Here is a 17,220-nt window from a genome sequence, read left to right on the forward strand (position 1 = left end):
ACTAGTCCTCCTTTACAAAAGTCGAATCGAATGCAAGCAGTGTACAAAATTGAATAAGTGCCTTCGCCGATGGTCTGATTCTTCCTAATCCATCTTCAAAGTTTTTCGAGGGTTTAGAGTTTACTTCAATAATCCATGGTTTTCCGTCTTGGTCAACTCCAATATCGATGCCAAGTTCACCAGTTATCCCTGTTTGAGAGTTACTAATAATTGATGCTGTTTCTACTGCTAATTCTTTCGTATGTGTAAGCACCTCTAAAGCGTTCTTAGGTCCAAGACAAGTTCGCAGTACCTTTAAAGGTCTAAGCATCTTTCCACCTCTTGCAATGTTGGAAACGAACTCTTCCTTTGCAGCTATCCTTGCCACAATTGAGGTTACTTGCCAAAGGTTGTTCAGATTTTTGTGACATAGTACCCTAAAATCCATGGAACATGATTCATACGACAATAATTTAATTCCTTGTTGAATAATAAAAAACCGATTATGGAGAATAGGCTTGATTAGGTTGTGTATTTCGTCTAAGTAGTAATGAGAACTAGAGTTTTCGTTAAGTGATGTAATCGAGGTTTTTAAAGTGAAGTGGTTTTCATCTTCTTTTTTCAACTTGATTATATTTCTTCCTTGGCTCCCATGAACCGGCTTTATAAATATCGTTTCATATTCGTCGGTAAGTTCAAACAGATGCTCCTTCGTGTATATTTTTGTTTTTGGTAAAAAGGGGAGGAGATGTTTTTCTTGAAATAGTTGATTATATACTTCCCATTTTGATAGGAAGCGTTCATTAAACAAAGGAATCATCATGGTTTCAAGTCTTTTACGAAATTGCTTAAATGGGACAGATTGTTCAAGTTTACGGGAATGGATACGATTGTAAATCACATCCGGTATTGGGTGTTCAAACGATTTCCATTTCCCATTTAAAAGGTAATAGCCTTGATTTAAAAATTCCTCATATGAAAAAACATAAAAAAAGCCGCCAATTTCAGTAATTCCATGATGAAGTTCCTCGCAGAAAGTATGAATAGAACGAAAGTGTGGTTCTTCCTGTTTAGTCGAAGGGAAATCAGTTACTAGTCCAATCACAGGTCCGAGTTCGAGTGTTAGAAGGTCATCCCGATAGATGGCTTGAAATTTAAAACTCTGGGTAGGCAGGCAAAAATTCTTGAGAATATTTTCAGGAAAAAGCATCAAATTTTGGGGTTCCAGATCTACTGGTTGGACCACTGTTTGTATTGCCTTTTTTCCTAACTTAATATTTAATTGAAGATTATTCTTGTTTAATCCCAAACTAGTAAACAAATGGTTGGATATTTGCACTATGCTGTCATTCTTATTTTTAGGTTTTCTTGCTTCGATGGTAACCGGAGTTAATGCTAAAGCCATAAACATTCCTCAATTTCTAATTAAATTGGAACCATTATTTCTTATGGGCATTAGTTGATATAATAATGTATGTAACACGAATCTAGATGGTGATTTTAACATTCTCGCATTTTGTTGAATAGTTTGTTATAGTTGATTCGGATTACAAAAGCGTTTGATTAAAAAGGAGTGTTTACCAATGGCAATTAATCTATATGATTCCGCCTATGCGTTAGAAACAGCTATTCGTCAAAGTGATGAATACACACAACTTCAACAAGCCTATAAAGAAGTAAATGCGGACCCAGCAGCAAAACAAATGTTTGATCAGTTTCGTAAAATCCAAATGGACTTGCAACAGAAACAGATGATGGGGCAGGATATCTCTGAACAAGAAATTGCGCAAGCACAATCATCTGTAGGACTTGTTCAGCAAAATGAAAAAATTGCTAGGTTAATGCAAGCAGAACAACGGATGAGCATGGTTATTGGCGAGTTAAACAAAGTAATTATGAAACCACTAGAAGACCTTTACGGAAAAATGTAAATTGAAATACGTGCCTTCGGTATAAACCGAAGGCTTTTTCTTTTTTGCTCTGTTCTACAAATGCCTAAAAAATCATAAAAGTGTTATAAAGGCTATTTCACCAAAGAACAGGGGGCAACGGAATGATTTATCGCTTGCTTGCTTTAAATATCGATGGCACGCTTCTTCAAACAAACGGAAAAATCCATAAATCAACAAAAGAGGCTATAGAATATGTTCAGCAAAAAGGAATTTATGTCACGCTTGTCACATCGAGGAGCTTTCCTTCCACCAGAAAAGTAGCCAAGGCTTTAAAAATAAAATCGCCCCTCATTACACATCAAGGGGCATTTATTGCAAGTTCTGAGGACAAACCAATTTTTGTGAAAAGGATTAATGAACAAATTACGTATGATACAGTCAAATTTTTAGAGGCGCTGCCATGTCAAATTCGTCTTGTCCATGAACAATTTTCATTAGCAAATAAGTTTAAATTGAATAATAATTTATTGGCTAAGACAGTTTTTACCTCAGGAGATCCGGTTTTTTATTCGCAGCAATTCGTGTCGTCACTAACAGAGTATCTACATGACCAGCCAGTGAGCCCTCCGAAGATAGAAGTTTATTTTGAAGAAGAAAATGATCTTCAGGATGCGAAAAAGGTGCTTCAAAAAATGTATACAGAGATTGAAATAATTGAACTAGATACTTTACGGTTGGATATTGTCCCAACTGGTGTTTCAAAATTATCAGGGTTATCATACCTTGCAAGCCAATTAGGGATTCCAAGAAAAGAAATGGTTTATATCGGTGATTGCCTAGATGACATTCCTTTGCTTGAGGCTGTAGGTCTGGGTGTTTCAATGTGGAATGCTGATTTCGAAGTGAAAAAAGCATCAGATTGGGTGACACGATCACAGAACGAACAAGGTGTTGCCTATATGGTAAAAGAACACTTTAGAAAACAACAGCCAATTGAGTTTTTAAGAAGGATGAATATTATTAAAAAATAACCTAAAAAAGACATCTACGGTAAATTGCCGTTGATGTCTTTTTTTGAACCAACCGGGTAGAAAATTCACTATTTTTAAAAAACTTACCTATATTTATGTCCTCATTTCCATATATAATGGAATTGATTCAAAAGGATGGGAGGGTTTCACGTGTCGATAAACTTTATAACAGATAAGGTGAATGTAAAAGTTAAAGGGCGTGTGGCGACAATAGAAATGAACAGACCTGAGTCATTAAACGCAATGGACTCAGAAATGATTAGGGGGCTAGTCTGTAAGCTAAAGGAAATAAGTGAATCGGATGAAATCGATATTGTCGTTCTAACGGGAAAAGGAAGATCCTTTTCAGCTGGGGGCGATATTAAAACCATGCTTTCAAACATGAACGAAAACGACTTCTATCCTGTTATGGATAGTATTAGCGAACTAATTGTTACTCTTTATAGCATGCCTAAACTAACGATTAGTGCTATTACAGGTGCAGCGGCTGGCTTGGGGTTCAGCCTTGCGCTTGCAACTGACCATATTATTGCTGAAAAAAATAGTAAGCTAGCAATGAATTTTATCGGGATCGGTCTGATTCCAGATGGAGGTGCCCATTTCTTCTTAGAGAAAAAATTGGGAGAGACAAAAGCGAAACAGGTAATCTGGGACGGGAAAATGATGGATGCTGATGAAGCATTTGCATTAGGTTTAATCGAAGAAGTAGCGGAAGCTAATCTTCAGGAGACATTAGAAGCTAGAATTTCAGATTGGTTAAGCAGACCTGTACAGGCGATGATTAAAACGAAAAAGATATTAGCCGATATGCATCGTCCTTACTTATTAAAAATCTTAGAATTAGAAAAATATTCACAGCAAAAAATGCGCGAAACCATTGACCACCAAGAAGGAATAAAGGCATTCATCGAAAAAAGACCACCCAGATTTATAGGTAAATAAACAAAGAAGCACGCAGCTTCTTTGTTTTTTGCTATCTTGCTAATCTTTATTTACAGCGCTTTCATTTTTAAGAATGAAAGAGTAATAGCTTACCGCTTGGTGAAGTACATCGGTGTGTGCGTTCTAATAAGTTTTTTTCGGCTAACATTTTTTGACCTAATTCCTTTGCGGCATCATCATGCTCAGCCTGGAAGGATTCATCTAAAAGCTTTTCCCCATTGGATTCAAATGCAGTTAATTTATAAGTCTTCATTTCAACAACCCCTTAAGAGAATCTAGTTTTTATCTATTTTCACATAATTTATAAAATTGTGCAAAAAGAAACTGAAACCAAAATATGTTAAATTCGTATGAAAGATGGAGAGGAGTGTGTGAAATGGTTCTTAAACTTGAACATGTCACGAAACGATTCGGAAATTATACAGCAGTGGATGATTTATCATTAGTGATTCCTGAAAAAGAAATGTTTGGCTTTTTAGGGGCTAATGGTGCAGGAAAAACAACAACATTCCGAATGATCTTAGGTCTGCTGGACACTAGCGGTGGTAAGATTACATGGGACGGGAGGCCGATTGACTATTCCACCAGTCATTTAGTCGGTTATCTCCCTGAAGAGAGAGGTTTGTATCCGAAACTAAAGGTTCGTGACCAAATCGTCTATTTAGCTAGATTAAGAGGGATGCAAAAATCTCAGGCTCTTACGGAATTAAAATCATGGCTTGAGCGCTTCAAAATTCCTGAGTATGAAAATAAAAAAGTTGAGGAGCTATCCAAAGGGAATCAACAAAAAATCCAATTCATTGCTGCTGTCGTCCATAAACCAAAATTACTAATCTTGGATGAGCCATTCAGCGGTCTTGACCCAGTAAATGTGGAGATGCTAAAGGAGGCTGTGCTATCTCTGAAAGAAGATGGGGCGACTATCGTTTTCTCAAGCCATAGAATGGAGCATGTCGAGGAAATGTGTGAACATCTTTGTATCTTGCACAAAGGAAGCCCTGTTGTCCATGGTCCATTAAAAGAAATCAAGCGTTCCTTCGGGAAAAAGAACCTTGTTATCCATGCTGATTTTTCACTTGATTTCTTAAAGAATTACCCTGGAGTCGTGAAGTCAAAACCAACTATGGAAGGAATTCACCTGCAAATTGAAGGAGAGTACATAGCTGAAAAAATACTTAAGGAGATAGTCAACCAAGGGTTTATCCGGAAGTTTGCCCTGGAAGAACCATCATTAAATGATATTTTTATTGAAAAAGTAGGTGATTCCTATGAATAATTTTTGGATTATTCTGTTCCACACATATTTAAACAAATTGAAAACAAAATCCTTCATCATTACAACTCTTATAACGATCATTATTGTTTTGGTCTTAACTAACCTAACCAATATCATTGATTTCTTCGATAAAAATGATGGAAAAGAAAATGTGGCTGTGCTTGATCAAACAGGTCAACTGTTTGATCCATTCAAAAAACAAGTTAGCACAATTAATAAAGATATTCACTTAACACTTTTCCAAGGCAGTGAAGCAGCGGCCGAAAAAGCAGTTGAAAAAGGAACTTACCAAGGAATTGTTCTACTTGGTTTAAATGAAGAAAAACTTCCGTTGGCTACTTATAAAGCAAAGAGTATTGCTGATTCATCCTTGTATAATGATCTTCAAACGAGTCTTCAGCAAGTAAAAACCATGCTGGCGGCTTCACAAATTCAATTGACTCCTGTTCAGCTCAAAAAGCTATATGAACCAGTGGCTTTTAAGAAAATTGCTCTTGAGAAGAATGCAAAAACGGAAGAGGAACTGAATCAGGCGCGGGGTCTGGTTTATGTCTTGCTCTTTATCATATATTTTTCAGTTATTATGTACGCTAATATGATTGCGATGGAAGTAGCAACAGAAAAGTCGTCTAGAGTGATGGAAATTTTAATTTCAAGTGTCTCTCCAATTAAACAGATGTTTGCAAAAATAATTGGAATCGGTTTATTAAGTCTGACACAACTCGCTGTTTTTCTTTTCGTGGGTTATTTCTCTCTAAAACAAAATATGGAATCTTTAAAAGAAGGATTTTTCGGTGTTTATGGTTTTGGTGATATTCCTTTGGGGACGATTATTTATGCAATTGTTTTCTTTATTCTGGGCTATTTTCTTTATGCCACACTTGCTGCATTTCTCGGCTCGCTTGTCAGCAGAATTGAAGATGTGCAACAAATGATTACACCAATGACTATGCTCGTAGTTGCTGGGTTTATGATTGCTATGTTTGGCTTAGGAAAGCCGGATGCTCCGTTCATAACGGTGACATCTTTCATCCCATTCTTTACACCAATGATCATGTTTCTGCGGGTTGGAATGTTGACAATTCCAGTCTGGGAGGCAATGGTAGGAATTGCTATCTTAGTAGCAACAATTGTTTTCTTAGCAACATTTGGCGCACGAGTCTATCGTGGTGGTGTCTTAATGTACGGGCAATCGAATTCCTTTAAAGATATAAAAAAAGCACTACAAATGACAAAGAACGAATAAGGCAGTAAAAGATAGTGTCCCAAAAGTATAACTTTTAGGGGCACCCCTTTTTTTATCGTTCTTTTAAATTAGTCTGTTGATTTGCGCTCCAGGCGCTTCGCTTTCCGCGGGCGTGCCGGGGAGCCTCCTCGTCGCTGCGCTCCTGCGGGGTCTCCCCTGCCCCGTACTCCCGCAGGAGTCTTCGCGCCTTCCGCTCCAATCAACAGGTGTAACAATGTAGACCCTTAACACTCAATAAATAATAAAAAAAGTGGTGAATTCAATGTTTAAGCAAAAGACTCAATCCAAAGTGAATATGATTTTTTGTTTCTATTGATTAATGACAGGCTCTACTTAATGCGTCCTGCTAAAATTTAAAAAGGTTTGCAACATATTTAGCTAGAGTAGCTAAAGTGTGAGGTAATACTTAGTTGATTTGCCCCCTGTTGATTGGAGTGGAGGGCACCGACTCCTGCGGGATAGAGAGGTCACGGGAGACCCCGCAGGCGCCAAAGCGCCGAGGAGGCTCCAGGACCTCCCCGCGGAAAGCGAGTGCCCGGAGCGGAAATCAACAGGTCCATTAGCAGAAACATTCAATTAAATATACCCCTCCTCGACAATCTGAGTATTTACCAAGCGGTAAATGCTCTTTTTTTTCAATAAATATCTGACAAGAACGTGCATTCGTATTTCTGTGGTGCTACAATGAAGAAAAGAAGTGGAAAGGAATGTCTTATGAAAAAGATATCATTCATTCATGCAGCGGACCTGCACTTGGACAGCCCGATGGTCGGATTAAAGTACTTGCCACAAGACATCTTTACCCGAGTTAAAGAGAGCACCTTTACGGCTTTAAAAAAGGTTACCGAGGCCGCGATTCATCATCAGGTCGACTTTGTTATTCTAGCAGGAGATTTATTCGACGGAGAGGACCGCAGCCTGCGGGCACAATCCCGGTTTCGGACAGAGATGCTTAAGTTGGCAGTAAACAATATTCAAGTTTATGCCATCCACGGCAATCATGACCATTTAAACGGATCATGGGTACACCTTAATATGCCCGCAAATGTTCATGTTTTTAATAGCGAGGTTGAAACCAAAGTTTTACACACAAAGAACGGTGAGATTGTCCATCTTTATGGCTTTAGTTATCCAACACGACATGTTTATGATAGAAAAATAGATGATTACCGGAAGAAAGATGGCGGGGACTTTCATATTGGGATACTCCATGGAAATGAAAGCGGAGGGGTAGATCATGATAACTATGCCCCTTTTTCAGTTAGTGATTTACATAAGAAAGAATTTGATTACTGGGCTTTAGGACATATTCATAAACGAGCTGTCCTATCAGAATCGCCGCCGATCATTTATCCAGGTAATATTCAAGGCAGGAATAAGAAAGAAACAGGCATGAAAGGTATTTATCATGTAACATTGACTGATCTTGATAAGAAAATAAATTTTTTAGAAACAGCCGATATTATTTGGGAAGAAACAGTAGTTGATGCTGCTTCAGCCAAAAACTTCCATGATGTTTTACAATTATGCCAAACAACCATTAATAGTTTTCGGAGGGAACAAAAAGGAACGTTATTATCACTTTCCTTGAAAAATATTGTACTAACTGATGAGCGTGAACAAAGAAGCTTGAAGGGCGAACTGTTAGAACTTCTTTTAGAGAATGAGAAAGAAGAGGAATCCTTCGTATGGATTGTTGACTTTACTGTTATTGAAGGGCAGCTAATAGATAAGGAACAGTTGAAAAGAGACACAAACTTTTATGCTGAACTATTTGAAACAATTGAAAACTATGCAGATATCGATCAAGCCTTAGCCCCCTTATTTGAACATCAATTAGGGAGAAAATATATTAGTCAATTATCAACTGCAGATCAAGAAGAGCTAATCAACAAAGCGGAGAAATTGCTGCTGGAATTACTTTATCAATCATAGAGGAAGGAGTGAAGAGATTTGAAAATTCTTGAGATGCATATATATGGATTTGGCCAATTAGAGAATGTTGAAATTACTGACCTTCACGATTTTCAAGTTTTCTATGGAGAAAATGAAGCTGGGAAGTCCACGATTATGGCCTTTATCCATGCAATTATTTTCGGCTTCCCTACAAAACAACAGACAACAGAACTCCGTTATGAGCCAAAACACAGTACTAAATATGGTGGTAAAATCCGAATTTCCCATGAAAAACATGGCGGTGCTGTAATCGAACGAGTAAAGGGAAAAGCTGCAGGTGATGTTAAGGTCTTTATGGACAATGGCAAGATGGGCGGCGAAGAACTTCTTAAGGAATTAACAGCAAACTTTGATAAAAGCCTATTTCAATCTATCTTTTCTTTTAATTTGCAGGGATTACAAAATATTCATCAGATGAAAAGCGAAGAGATTGGTAAATTCCTGTTTTCCGCGGGGACATTAGGAACAGAAAGGTTATCAAAAACAGAAGCTGTTCTTCAGAAAGAGCTCGATGCTCGTTTTAAGCCATCTGGGAAGAAACCCTTATTAAATGAAAAGTTACAAGCAATCCATGAAATAAATAAAGAATTGAAAGCAGCAGAAGCCAAAAATAGAGATTATACAAACTTAGTAGAAAAGAAAGAAACGCTCGAAAAGGAAATGAAGGCAGTAAACCGTTCGTTACAGGAGATAAGAGAGAAAATAGAAAAACTAAATGAATGGAAGAGAATCGAATCCATTGTCAAAGATGAAAAGGGGACAAAGAATGAGCTGAATGAATTAGGAAAAATCGAATTCCCTGTACGTGGAATTGAAAGATTCGAAAAGATAAATCAGCTCATCCACCCCTATAAGGCAGAGATTAGTAGCATTTCCGAAAGAATTGAAAATTTGCAAGATGAAGCAGCGGGGATTCAACCTAATCTTTCGTTTCTAAAAAATGAACCTGCCCTCTTAGCTTTGCTTGATCAAGTTCCTCTCTACGACCAATTAAGACAGGAAAAATTGCAATGTGAAACAAAACTTTTAGCCTTTGAAGAAGAGTTGTCGATTACTAGGGAAAAACTTCATTTAAATATAGATGAAGAAGAAATCTTTGTTCTAAATACAAATATTTATATGAAAAATCAGGTTGAAGTGGTATCACAGAAAATACAAAAGCTAAAAGAAGTTAAGGAAGAGTTAGAGAATCAGTATCAAGAAGAAAAAGGCAGATTAGAGGAAATCGAAAAAGAGGTTCGGTCTTCAGAGAGACAGGTTCTTACAAAACAGGAACGGCTGGCACTGGAAGAGAAGGTAAATTCGAGCGATGATAAAGAGAGCATAGAAAGGGAATTAAGGACCCTGCGTGACAAAATTGACTTTTATCTACAGTTCAATGAACGTGATAAAGCAGCAGTGGAAAGGGAAGGGAAGCAAAAGAAACTTCAGTATTTACTTTTTGGGGTTATTTTAATTGCCTTTACAGTTTATGGGATAGCTACAAAGCAGTGGTTTTTATTCACCATAGGTGTTATCAGTGGTATGTTACTTGTCATCCTGATGACAAAAAAGAATAAGGTGCCGAAAGATGTTGATCTAAATCAAACGTTAAAAGGTTTAAAAGAAAAGGAAGAGCAGTTAAAGCAAAAACTGCAATCAGCCCAATATATTGAAATCTCAAAGCTAGAAGAACAATTAGCCTTTGATAATCAGAGGAGAGCAGAGCTTCAGACCGTAAAAATGAAGTTGAAACATCAACATTCTCAATATGAAAAGATCATTGCTAAATTTGAACAATGGGAGTTGGAGACCGCCCAAACGAATGAAAAGCTTGCTTCCATTAGTCATGAACTAAGAATACCTGAGTATATTGCAGAGTCCTTTTTACTAGAAGCATTCAAGCTGATTGAACAGTTTAAGTTGATTAGTAGAGAGAAAAAACAATATCAGCTAAGACTTCAACAAATAGAGCAGCAACAGGAAAAAATAGTAAAAGGATTGAACTATTTTTCAAACCTTTATTTAAATGAAGAGGGCTTGGACTTGTATAACGCTGCCTATTTACTGCGTAATAAGTTAAAGGAGGAGCATGGTAAGCAAATCGTGAGTCAGGAGCGAAAGGTGAAACTTAGCGACCTCGAAGCCGATTTAAGACAAAAAGTACAAGCATTTAAGCATCTCCAAGCGGAATCTCATGCCCTAATCTCATCAGCAAAAGTGGAAACAGAACAACAATTTTACGAACTCGGTGCAAAAGCAGAAAAGCAGGGACAACTGTTAGAAAAACTTAACTCAATACAGAGTCAACTGCAATACTCTAACCTCTCAGAAGTAGAAAGGGAAACTTTTCTCCAAATGCGTCAAAGCACAGAATTAGTGGCCGAATGTAACCAGCAGGTTCATGAATGGGAAGTTAAACTTAAGGAACTTCAGGAAAAGCATGCTTCCATCAAATACGAGATACAAATATTAGAAGAGGGCGGTATATACTCAGATATACTCCATCACTACAAACAGAAAAAATTTGAACTAGAAGAGGCAGCAAAGGAGTGGTCTGTCTACTGTATAGCGCAAGATATCCTCTCCAATACGATTGAAACGTATAAGAACATACATTTACCAAGAATGATCTCAAAAGCGGAAGAATATTTGCTGTTTCTCACCGATGGAAACTATCAAAGAATCCATTTACAAAATTCTGGTTCAGGATTCTTAGTTGAGAGAAGGGATCATACCATATTTGAAGCAAATGAACTAAGTCAAGCAACTACCGAACAGTTATACGTTGCCATTCGGCTTGCCCTTGCTGTTACAGTATATGAAAAGTATCAGTTTCCAATTATTATCGATGATAGTTTTGTTAATTTTGATGCGAAAAGGACGGAAAAGGTATTAGAACTTCTTAAAGGGATGAAAAGAAATCAACTATTATTTTTTACTTGTCATAAGCATTTGCTGACCTTTTTTCAAAGGGAAAATGTTCTTTTTTTAGAAAAAGGTGCTGTTCAGATAATTTCATAGAGTAATATTAGGATATGTTATACTCTTACTAACGGGAAGGACGTGAAAATGATGGGTAAAGGAATATTAAAGCATGAAATTGGAGAGCAGGTAGAATTATTTCTACTAATAAAAAATTCAACAAAAGGGATTGCAAGCAACGGCAAACCTTTTTTAACCCTGATTCTTCAGGATAAAAGCGGGGAAATTGAAGCAAAACTTTGGGATGTTAATGAAGAGGATGGAAAGAGTTATGCTCCACAAAGTATTGTAAAAATACTAGGTGAGGTACAAAATTATCGGGGGAAAAGTCAATTGAAAATTCGTCAAATTCGACGAACAGGTCCCTCTGACGGCGTAAAGTTGGATGACTTTTTGGAGACCGCCCCAATTAGCCAGGAAGAAATGACTGGTAAACTTACACAATATATTTTTGATATGAAAAATCCCAATATCCAAAGAATAACACGCCATTTAATTAAAAAGCATCAGAAGGCTTTTTTAGAGTTTCCTGCAGCAACAAAAAATCACCACGAGTTTGTATCGGGGCTTGCCTTCCATGTTGTTAGTATGCTTGATTTGGCTAAATCCATTGCCAATCTTTATCCAAGCCTTGATAAGGATTTGCTCTATGCAGGGGTTATATTACACGATATGGGGAAAGTACTGGAACTTTCAGGTCCGATTTCAACGGTGTATACCATTGAAGGAAATTTACTAGGGCATATTACGATTATGGTTAACGAAATTGGCAAGGCAGCGGAAGAACTAGGTATTTCTGGTGAAGAAGTACTAATCCTCCAACATCTTGTGCTGAGTCATCATGGAAAAGCAGAATGGGGAAGTCCAAAACCGCCAATGATTAAAGAAGCAGAAATTCTCCATTATATCGATAATCTTGATGCGAAAATGAATATGCTTGACCGTGCCTTGGAAAGAGTGAAGCCAGGTGAATTCACAGAAAGAATTTTTGCGTTGGAGAATCGTTCCTTTTATAAGCCGGTGTTTCATAAGTAAAATAACCTCCTTTTGAGGTTATTTTTTTTTGCGCAACAGTTCATAATTTCCTATTAAACGAATATGATTTAGTAAAAGTGGACAACCACTATGAAAGGAGCAAGATAAATTGACTATTCCTATTTGGGTATATGCAGTTGTGGTTGGTATTGTGATAAGTGCACTAATGGCGATAAAAACGGGAAGAGAAGAGCGGCAATTAGAGATGGAAAACATTGAGCAGGAAGGCGAAATCTATATGAAACGCCTTGAACGAGAAAAAGAAAAGAAAGAAGGACTTGAAGCGACAGGGGAATAAAAAAAGCGGAAGCGCCATTATTGGCGTTTCCGCTTTTTGTTCTAATTACTGTGCAGCAGCTTCTGTTCCGGTTTGAGGAGTAAGCGCATCTTTTAAGTCCTTGTCGCTAACTTTAACATCTGCAGCTTCAAGTTCACGCTTCATAGCTTTATTAATTTCTTCTGTTGTCAATTTTGAAGTTTTTACTTGGGTTTCGATTTCGGCCTTCATTTCAGCATATGGTTTCTTTTCTTTTTTGTCAGTTAATTGAATGATATGGTAACCAAATTGCGACTTAACTGGATCGCTAATTTCATTTACTTTTAGTGCATATGCTGCTTTTTCAAAGTCAGGATCCATCTTACCAGTACCAAACCAGCCTAAATCTCCGCCGTTTGCCTTAGAACCCTCATCTGTTGAATATTTTTTTGCCACATCTTCAAATTTTTCACCTTTATCAAGCTTGCTCTTCACTTCTTTTGCCGTTTTTTCATCGGCAACAAGAATATGACGTGCTTTAATTTCTGGCTGATACGTATCATAGTAATCCTTTAATTCCTTTTCAGTTACCTTAACGCCTTTAAGGGCAGCTTTTTCCTGCATCATGCCTAATTTCATTGTTTTCTTCAAATCATCTTCGCTTTTATAGCCGTACTGTGCGAGGGTAGTTTCAAAATTTGCACCTAGATCTGTTTTTAATTGATCAATTTTTGCATTTAATTCCTTATCTGTCACCTTGTATTTCTTAGATAGAACTTTTTCATATACTAGTTGCTGAAGGGCTTGATCACCATACTTTTCCTTCATTGTATTGTAGAGTTCTTCTTGTGTAACATTACCCACTTTGCTCTCTGCCACTGTATCAGAACCACTTTGGTTACATGCACTTAATGCAAGTACTCCACCGGCTAATGTAAGGGCTAATATCCATTTTTTCATGATGAAATCTCTCCTAAACAGTATATTCTTGTCCACAATCTCTACTATAACATAAATGGTAACTCCTGCAAAAATAATAACTATGTTTATTATTTGAAATTTTCCACAAAAGGATAAATTGAACTTTTCAAAAAAAAATGGGAAGTGCCTAAACGAAATGACCACTCGTTGAATAGTATATCGTAGAAAATGAAAAAGGAGGTATTACGATGAGCCATGGATATGGAGCTGGCTTTGCTCTAATTGTAGTACTTTTCATCCTATTAATTATTGTTGGAGCTTCTTGGTGTTGGTGTTAATATGCACAAAAAAGATCAATAATGAATGGAGGTAAATATATGTCTGGTGGAGCAGGTTACGGCGCAGGATTTGCGTTAGTGGTTGTCCTTTTCATCCTATTAATTATCATCGGGGCTTCTTGGGTTTATTAATAAAGTCACAAACTAAAAGCGATGAGAAAAACTCTCATCGCTTCTATGTGTTAATTATACATATCCTTTTTCGCTTGGAGCTCTAGTTGGATTATGTATATAAAATTTCCAAGTATGATGATATCAGAAGAATCGTAATGAGGATATTAATTGTACGAAATACCTTATGTTGGTTTTCTTCAGGGATTTCTTTTTGCATACAAAGTGAATTGGTCATTTTATTTACATAAAACAAGATAAAAATAGCGAAGACAATAAAAATGGAGATCATCAATGATTCCCTCCCTGATGTTCGTGTTATGTTTATTACAATATCAAAAATTACAAAAAAAAGATAGTCATAAAGAATGGAAGAGTTTTAGGCCTTAAGGGGTTTCCATGAAACCAATTTATTTTTGGAGGAAATTTCTTTTAAAAAAATTTTTCCTGTTTTAAGTTAAAATGGTTTACCCCATCTTTTAAAAGGTTAATAATAAATATATAAATATGTAAAAGTTCTGAAAAGAGGCCTAGTGAATGACTGAAAATGAATTGATGGAAAGAATAAACCTTCTTGAATATCATCAAAAGCTATTATTAAAGTTACTCAACAATCCAAAGCTCGAATTATATAAACTTATTATTGAAAATGGAATTACAGAACAGGAAGCAGGACAGTTTTTTTCTTTATGTGACAAAATGAACTTAAAATTAGAAGAACAAAAAGCGGAAGGGTACGTAAACTTCCATCCGCTTTTTCATGAATTATCATTGTCATTACCGTCATCCTTAAAGATTAAAGACGTTATCAATGCTTGTTTAAAACAAAAGATTTGCCTGTCCCTTTTTCAAGAGTTGGAAAAATACTTATAATACTGATTAAACCAGCTCTTGCTCAGGATTTTGTGATTTTCTTAGTTTCCCATCTTCTTCAACGAAGCGACTTTCAATATTATGAAAAGAACGCTCGAAGATTTCCATAAAATCTTCACCATAAATATTGCGGACGATCGCCATCATTTCAACAATTTCTGGAAACTTACCGTATAATTCACGAAGGGGCAAAGCACCAGAAAAAACCGCATTGCCATTTGGCTCATAGGTTTCCATTAGTTGAAGTAAGATACTTTCTCCTGCTTCAGTAAGCTGAATATACGTATTGCGTTTATCATTTTCCTTTTTGGAAAACTGCAGTAAACCTCGTTCTTCTAACTTCTTCGAAAAATTAAATGCTGTTGAAACGTGCATGACGCCAAACTTAGCCACATCCGAAATGGAAGCACCGTTTAAGTGATAGGCAATCCATAAAATGTGATGTTCGTTAATATTTAAATCAAAAGGCTTAATCCATTGCTGCCAGTCTTTCTCAATCGCTTTCCATAAGGCCTTACTTAGTTGAGCAACTCTCTGAGTAAAGATCATCGCTTCTTTCATTGAATATTGTTTCTCAGTCATCCCCATTTTCACCTACTTTTATATTTCTCTATTTTCATTATGCCAATAAAATAAAAATTAATAAAGAAAAAATTCACAAATTTTTTAAAAATTAGAACAATAATCTATTGATATTAAAAAAAAGTGAAATTGTTATAAATCAACCATAAAATCCTTTACCTTTTGGTATCTACTGAATAATAACAACTTTTAGAAAATTAAATTTAAAAAAATACATTGTTCTCCCTAATTACACGTATACCTGTTCATAGGAATGGACGGGTAAACATATAAATAGTTACAACGTTCAGTCGAACTTTTGAAACAAAATAGGGGGACAAGGAAGATGAAAATTGCTGCCATTATTTTTTTTATCTTTAGTGCTATCCTTTTATTGGGTGCAATTAAATATTTAATCGAATTAACAAGACCAGGTGTTTATCCACCTAAACAAATTTTAAGAAAAAAAGCTGCTGCTCTATTTGGAGGCGGAGGGATCTTTCTATTAATTGCTGTATTAATCTCTAAACTTATATAGCGGAATATTAAGAAAAGAACCCGCTGGGTTCTTTTCTTAATTAAGTCCCGTCGATTATTTTTGAATGACGGAAGGTGTTGTTAATTTAGTTCGTTTCACTATGGATAGGGCTACAGGATACAAAATAATCATAATAACGGTATTTAGTGCAATAGCCGGCAGAACTCCTGCAGCAAATAGTGCAGTGAATGATGCAGGTAAACCCACTAAAAAGAATGCAGCTGTTAAAAAGATTGTACCTGAAACAAGGGTTCCAATGGCAGTTAAAACGCCAACACTAACAATCGAATTTCGGTATTTTTTTAAAGCTAAAAATAACCCAAGAAAAACTAAAGCAGTGATAGGTTTATCAATGATATTTGGAATTTGTCCGCCTGGAAAACCAGTGGTTAACGCTGACAATACTCCAGTTACAATGGCCAAAAGCATCACACTCTTTAACTCCGGAATAAGGATGATTCCCAAAAACATCATCGCAAGCATCATGTCAGGTTTAATTCCAAGAAAACTAGGCATTACCGTATGCAAGACTACCCCAATCCCAGCTAATAGTGCTAAAACTACAATGTTCTTCGTATTCATTTCTCTTCTCTCCTCTGCTATACTAATCTATTTGTTTCTCCTGCAGTGCACTCATTGCCTGAAGCGAAAAACCTGCTTTCATTATAACATAATAATTTAATAATAATAAAGATATAATTTTCAGATAATTTAAAATTATATTGGATTTATACTTGTTTATTAATATTTTCAGCCATTTCCTGTAATAAATCAAAAGAATACTCACTTTGATTACTTTTCCATACTGCTCCAAACCCATCTCCTTTTCCATAACGCGGAATTAAATGCATATGATAATGAAAGACAGATTGCCCCGCATGTTCGCCATTATTATTTACAGTATTTAATCCAATTGGATTAAATTCTCTTTTTAAAGCATTAGCAATGGCAGGAACTACTTCAAAAATATTCCTTGCAATTTCTGGAGTTAATTCAAATATGTTTTCCTTATGTACTTTGGGAATAACCAACGTATGTCCCTTTGTTACTTGGGTAATATCTAAAAAAGCTAAAACATGTTCATTCTCGAAAACCTTGGCAGAAGGAATTTCACCATTAACAATTTTACAAAAAATACAATCGCTCATATTCACTGTCCCTTCAATATTGTTTGTATTATTTTACCATACAAACGAAAAAAAGAAAAAGGCAGGATCCGCATGGAATCCTGCCCTCTCGAAGGGGAATTGCTTCAAAAGGTACGTTCATTAGGAGTGTTCTTTGATAAACACCTCATTTTT

Annotated in this window: 21 protein-coding genes; 13 read left to right on the forward strand and 8 right to left on the reverse strand. The window is 36.3% G+C overall.

The annotated features are described in order from the left end of the window. Nucleotide 1: 1 nt before the first annotated feature. Nucleotides 2–1,384, reverse strand: a complete 1,383-nt coding sequence (locus FS608_RS22500; protein ID WP_186328855.1) for a YheC/YheD family endospore coat-associated protein — start codon at nt 1,382–1,384, stop codon at nt 2–4. A gap of 178 nt (nt 1,385–1,562) precedes the next feature. Between FS608_RS22500 and FS608_RS22505 the strand changes: the two genes are divergently transcribed. The 3 genes from FS608_RS22505 (at nt 1,563) to FS608_RS22515 (ending at nt 3,844) form a co-directional block, all read left to right on the forward strand. Next, a complete protein-coding gene (locus tag FS608_RS22505; RefSeq protein ID WP_144554807.1) occupies nt 1,563–1,910 on the forward strand; it encodes a YlbF/YmcA family competence regulator in 348 nt (115 codons plus the stop codon). A gap of 122 nt (nt 1,911–2,032) precedes the next feature. Then, nucleotides 2,033–2,902 (forward strand): Cof-type HAD-IIB family hydrolase, encoded by an 870-nt coding sequence (locus FS608_RS22510; protein ID WP_144554808.1) that lies wholly within the window; start codon nt 2,033–2,035, stop codon nt 2,900–2,902. A gap of 135 nt (nt 2,903–3,037) precedes the next feature. Beyond that, nucleotides 3,038–3,844, forward strand: coding sequence for an enoyl-CoA hydratase (locus FS608_RS22515; protein ID WP_395947814.1), 807 nt, complete (start codon nt 3,038–3,040; stop codon nt 3,842–3,844). Nucleotides 3,845–3,911: 67 nt separating this feature from the next. Here FS608_RS22515 and FS608_RS22520 read toward each other — a convergent pair whose 3' ends face one another. Further along, the gene (locus FS608_RS22520; RefSeq protein WP_144554810.1) at nt 3,912–4,097 is read right to left on the reverse strand and encodes a YhzD family protein; all 186 of its coding nucleotides are present in this window, start codon (nt 4,095–4,097) and stop codon (nt 3,912–3,914) included. Between the two features lie 123 nt (nt 4,098–4,220). Between FS608_RS22520 and FS608_RS22525 the strand changes: the two genes are divergently transcribed. Next, nucleotides 4,221–5,120 carry an ABC transporter ATP-binding protein gene (locus FS608_RS22525; protein ID WP_144554811.1) on the forward strand — a complete coding sequence of 300 codons (900 nt, stop codon included), beginning with the start codon at nt 4,221–4,223 and terminating at the stop codon, nt 5,118–5,120. Further along, nucleotides 5,113–6,366 carry an ABC transporter permease gene (locus FS608_RS22530; RefSeq protein WP_144554812.1) on the forward strand — a complete coding sequence of 418 codons (1,254 nt, stop codon included), beginning with the start codon at nt 5,113–5,115 and terminating at the stop codon, nt 6,364–6,366. Before FS608_RS22525 ends, FS608_RS22530 begins: the two co-directional genes overlap by 8 nt. Nucleotides 6,367–6,434: 68 nt before the next feature. On the opposite strand, the gene FS608_RS31445 is transcribed toward FS608_RS22530, so the two are convergent. Continuing rightward, nucleotides 6,435–6,569, reverse strand: coding sequence for a hypothetical protein (locus tag FS608_RS31445; protein WP_260871776.1), 135 nt, complete (start codon nt 6,567–6,569; stop codon nt 6,435–6,437). Nucleotides 6,570–7,080: 511 nt separating this feature from the next. On the opposite strand from FS608_RS31445, the gene FS608_RS22535 reads away from it, so the two are divergent. The 4 genes from FS608_RS22535 to FS608_RS22550 all read left to right on the forward strand — a co-directional run bounded on the left by FS608_RS22535 (nt 7,081) and on the right by FS608_RS22550 (nt 12,619). Next, nucleotides 7,081–8,301 (forward strand): metallophosphoesterase family protein, encoded by a 1,221-nt coding sequence (locus FS608_RS22535; protein WP_144554813.1) that lies wholly within the window; start codon nt 7,081–7,083, stop codon nt 8,299–8,301. 18 nt (nt 8,302–8,319) lie between these two features. After that, on the forward strand, nt 8,320–11,325 hold the full coding sequence (locus FS608_RS22540; RefSeq protein ID WP_144554814.1) for an ATP-binding protein: 3,006 nt from the start codon (nt 8,320–8,322) through the stop codon (nt 11,323–11,325). Nucleotides 11,326–11,376: 51 nt separating this feature from the next. Further along, nucleotides 11,377–12,321 (forward strand): 3'-5' exoribonuclease YhaM, encoded by a 945-nt coding sequence (gene yhaM / locus FS608_RS22545; protein ID WP_144554815.1) that lies wholly within the window; start codon nt 11,377–11,379, stop codon nt 12,319–12,321. A 109-nt stretch (nt 12,322–12,430) separates the two neighbouring features. Continuing rightward, nucleotides 12,431–12,619, forward strand: coding sequence for a sporulation YhaL family protein (locus tag FS608_RS22550; protein ID WP_144554816.1), 189 nt, complete (start codon nt 12,431–12,433; stop codon nt 12,617–12,619). A 45-nt stretch (nt 12,620–12,664) separates the two neighbouring features. On the opposite strand, the gene FS608_RS22555 is transcribed toward FS608_RS22550, so the two are convergent. Then, nucleotides 12,665–13,537 (reverse strand): peptidylprolyl isomerase, encoded by an 873-nt coding sequence (locus FS608_RS22555; protein ID WP_144554817.1) that lies wholly within the window; start codon nt 13,535–13,537, stop codon nt 12,665–12,667. 209 nt (nt 13,538–13,746) lie between these two features. Between FS608_RS22555 and FS608_RS22560 the strand changes: the two genes are divergently transcribed. After that, on the forward strand, nt 13,747–13,836 hold the full coding sequence (locus FS608_RS22560; protein WP_035445724.1) for a YjcZ family sporulation protein: 90 nt from the start codon (nt 13,747–13,749) through the stop codon (nt 13,834–13,836). A gap of 39 nt (nt 13,837–13,875) precedes the next feature. Then, complete coding sequence (locus FS608_RS22565; protein ID WP_026566064.1) at nt 13,876–13,968, forward strand: YjcZ family sporulation protein; 93 nt, start codon at nt 13,876–13,878, stop codon at nt 13,966–13,968. A gap of 91 nt (nt 13,969–14,059) precedes the next feature. Here the strand turns inward: FS608_RS22565 and FS608_RS22570 are convergent, their stop codons facing one another. Then, a complete protein-coding gene (locus FS608_RS22570; protein ID WP_026566065.1) occupies nt 14,060–14,239 on the reverse strand; it encodes a hypothetical protein in 180 nt (59 codons plus the stop codon). Between the two features lie 245 nt (nt 14,240–14,484). On the opposite strand from FS608_RS22570, the gene FS608_RS22575 reads away from it, so the two are divergent. After that, nucleotides 14,485–14,820, forward strand: a complete 336-nt coding sequence (locus FS608_RS22575) for a DUF1878 family protein (RefSeq protein ID WP_144554818.1) — start codon at nt 14,485–14,487, stop codon at nt 14,818–14,820. A gap of 6 nt (nt 14,821–14,826) precedes the next feature. Here FS608_RS22575 and FS608_RS22580 read toward each other — a convergent pair whose 3' ends face one another. Next, nucleotides 14,827–15,402 carry an HTH-type transcriptional regulator Hpr gene (locus tag FS608_RS22580; RefSeq protein WP_144554819.1) on the reverse strand — a complete coding sequence of 192 codons (576 nt, stop codon included), beginning with the start codon at nt 15,400–15,402 and terminating at the stop codon, nt 14,827–14,829. 325 nt (nt 15,403–15,727) lie between these two features. Between FS608_RS22580 and yhzF the strand changes: the two genes are divergently transcribed. Further along, on the forward strand, nt 15,728–15,919 hold the full coding sequence (gene yhzF, locus FS608_RS22585; protein ID WP_144554820.1) for a membrane protein YhzF: 192 nt from the start codon (nt 15,728–15,730) through the stop codon (nt 15,917–15,919). Between the two features lie 54 nt (nt 15,920–15,973). On the opposite strand, the gene FS608_RS22590 is transcribed toward yhzF, so the two are convergent. Both FS608_RS22590 and FS608_RS22595 read right to left on the reverse strand, forming a co-directional pair. Beyond that, nucleotides 15,974–16,501 (reverse strand): tryptophan transporter, encoded by a 528-nt coding sequence (locus FS608_RS22590; protein ID WP_098572175.1) that lies wholly within the window; start codon nt 16,499–16,501, stop codon nt 15,974–15,976. Between the two features lie 146 nt (nt 16,502–16,647). Continuing rightward, entirely contained in the window at nt 16,648–17,067 is a 420-nt protein-coding gene (locus FS608_RS22595) for an HIT family protein (protein WP_144554839.1), read from the reverse strand. Nucleotides 17,068–17,220: the final 153 nt, after the last annotated feature.

This window comes from Bacillus sp. X1(2014) (genome assembly GCF_007678255.1).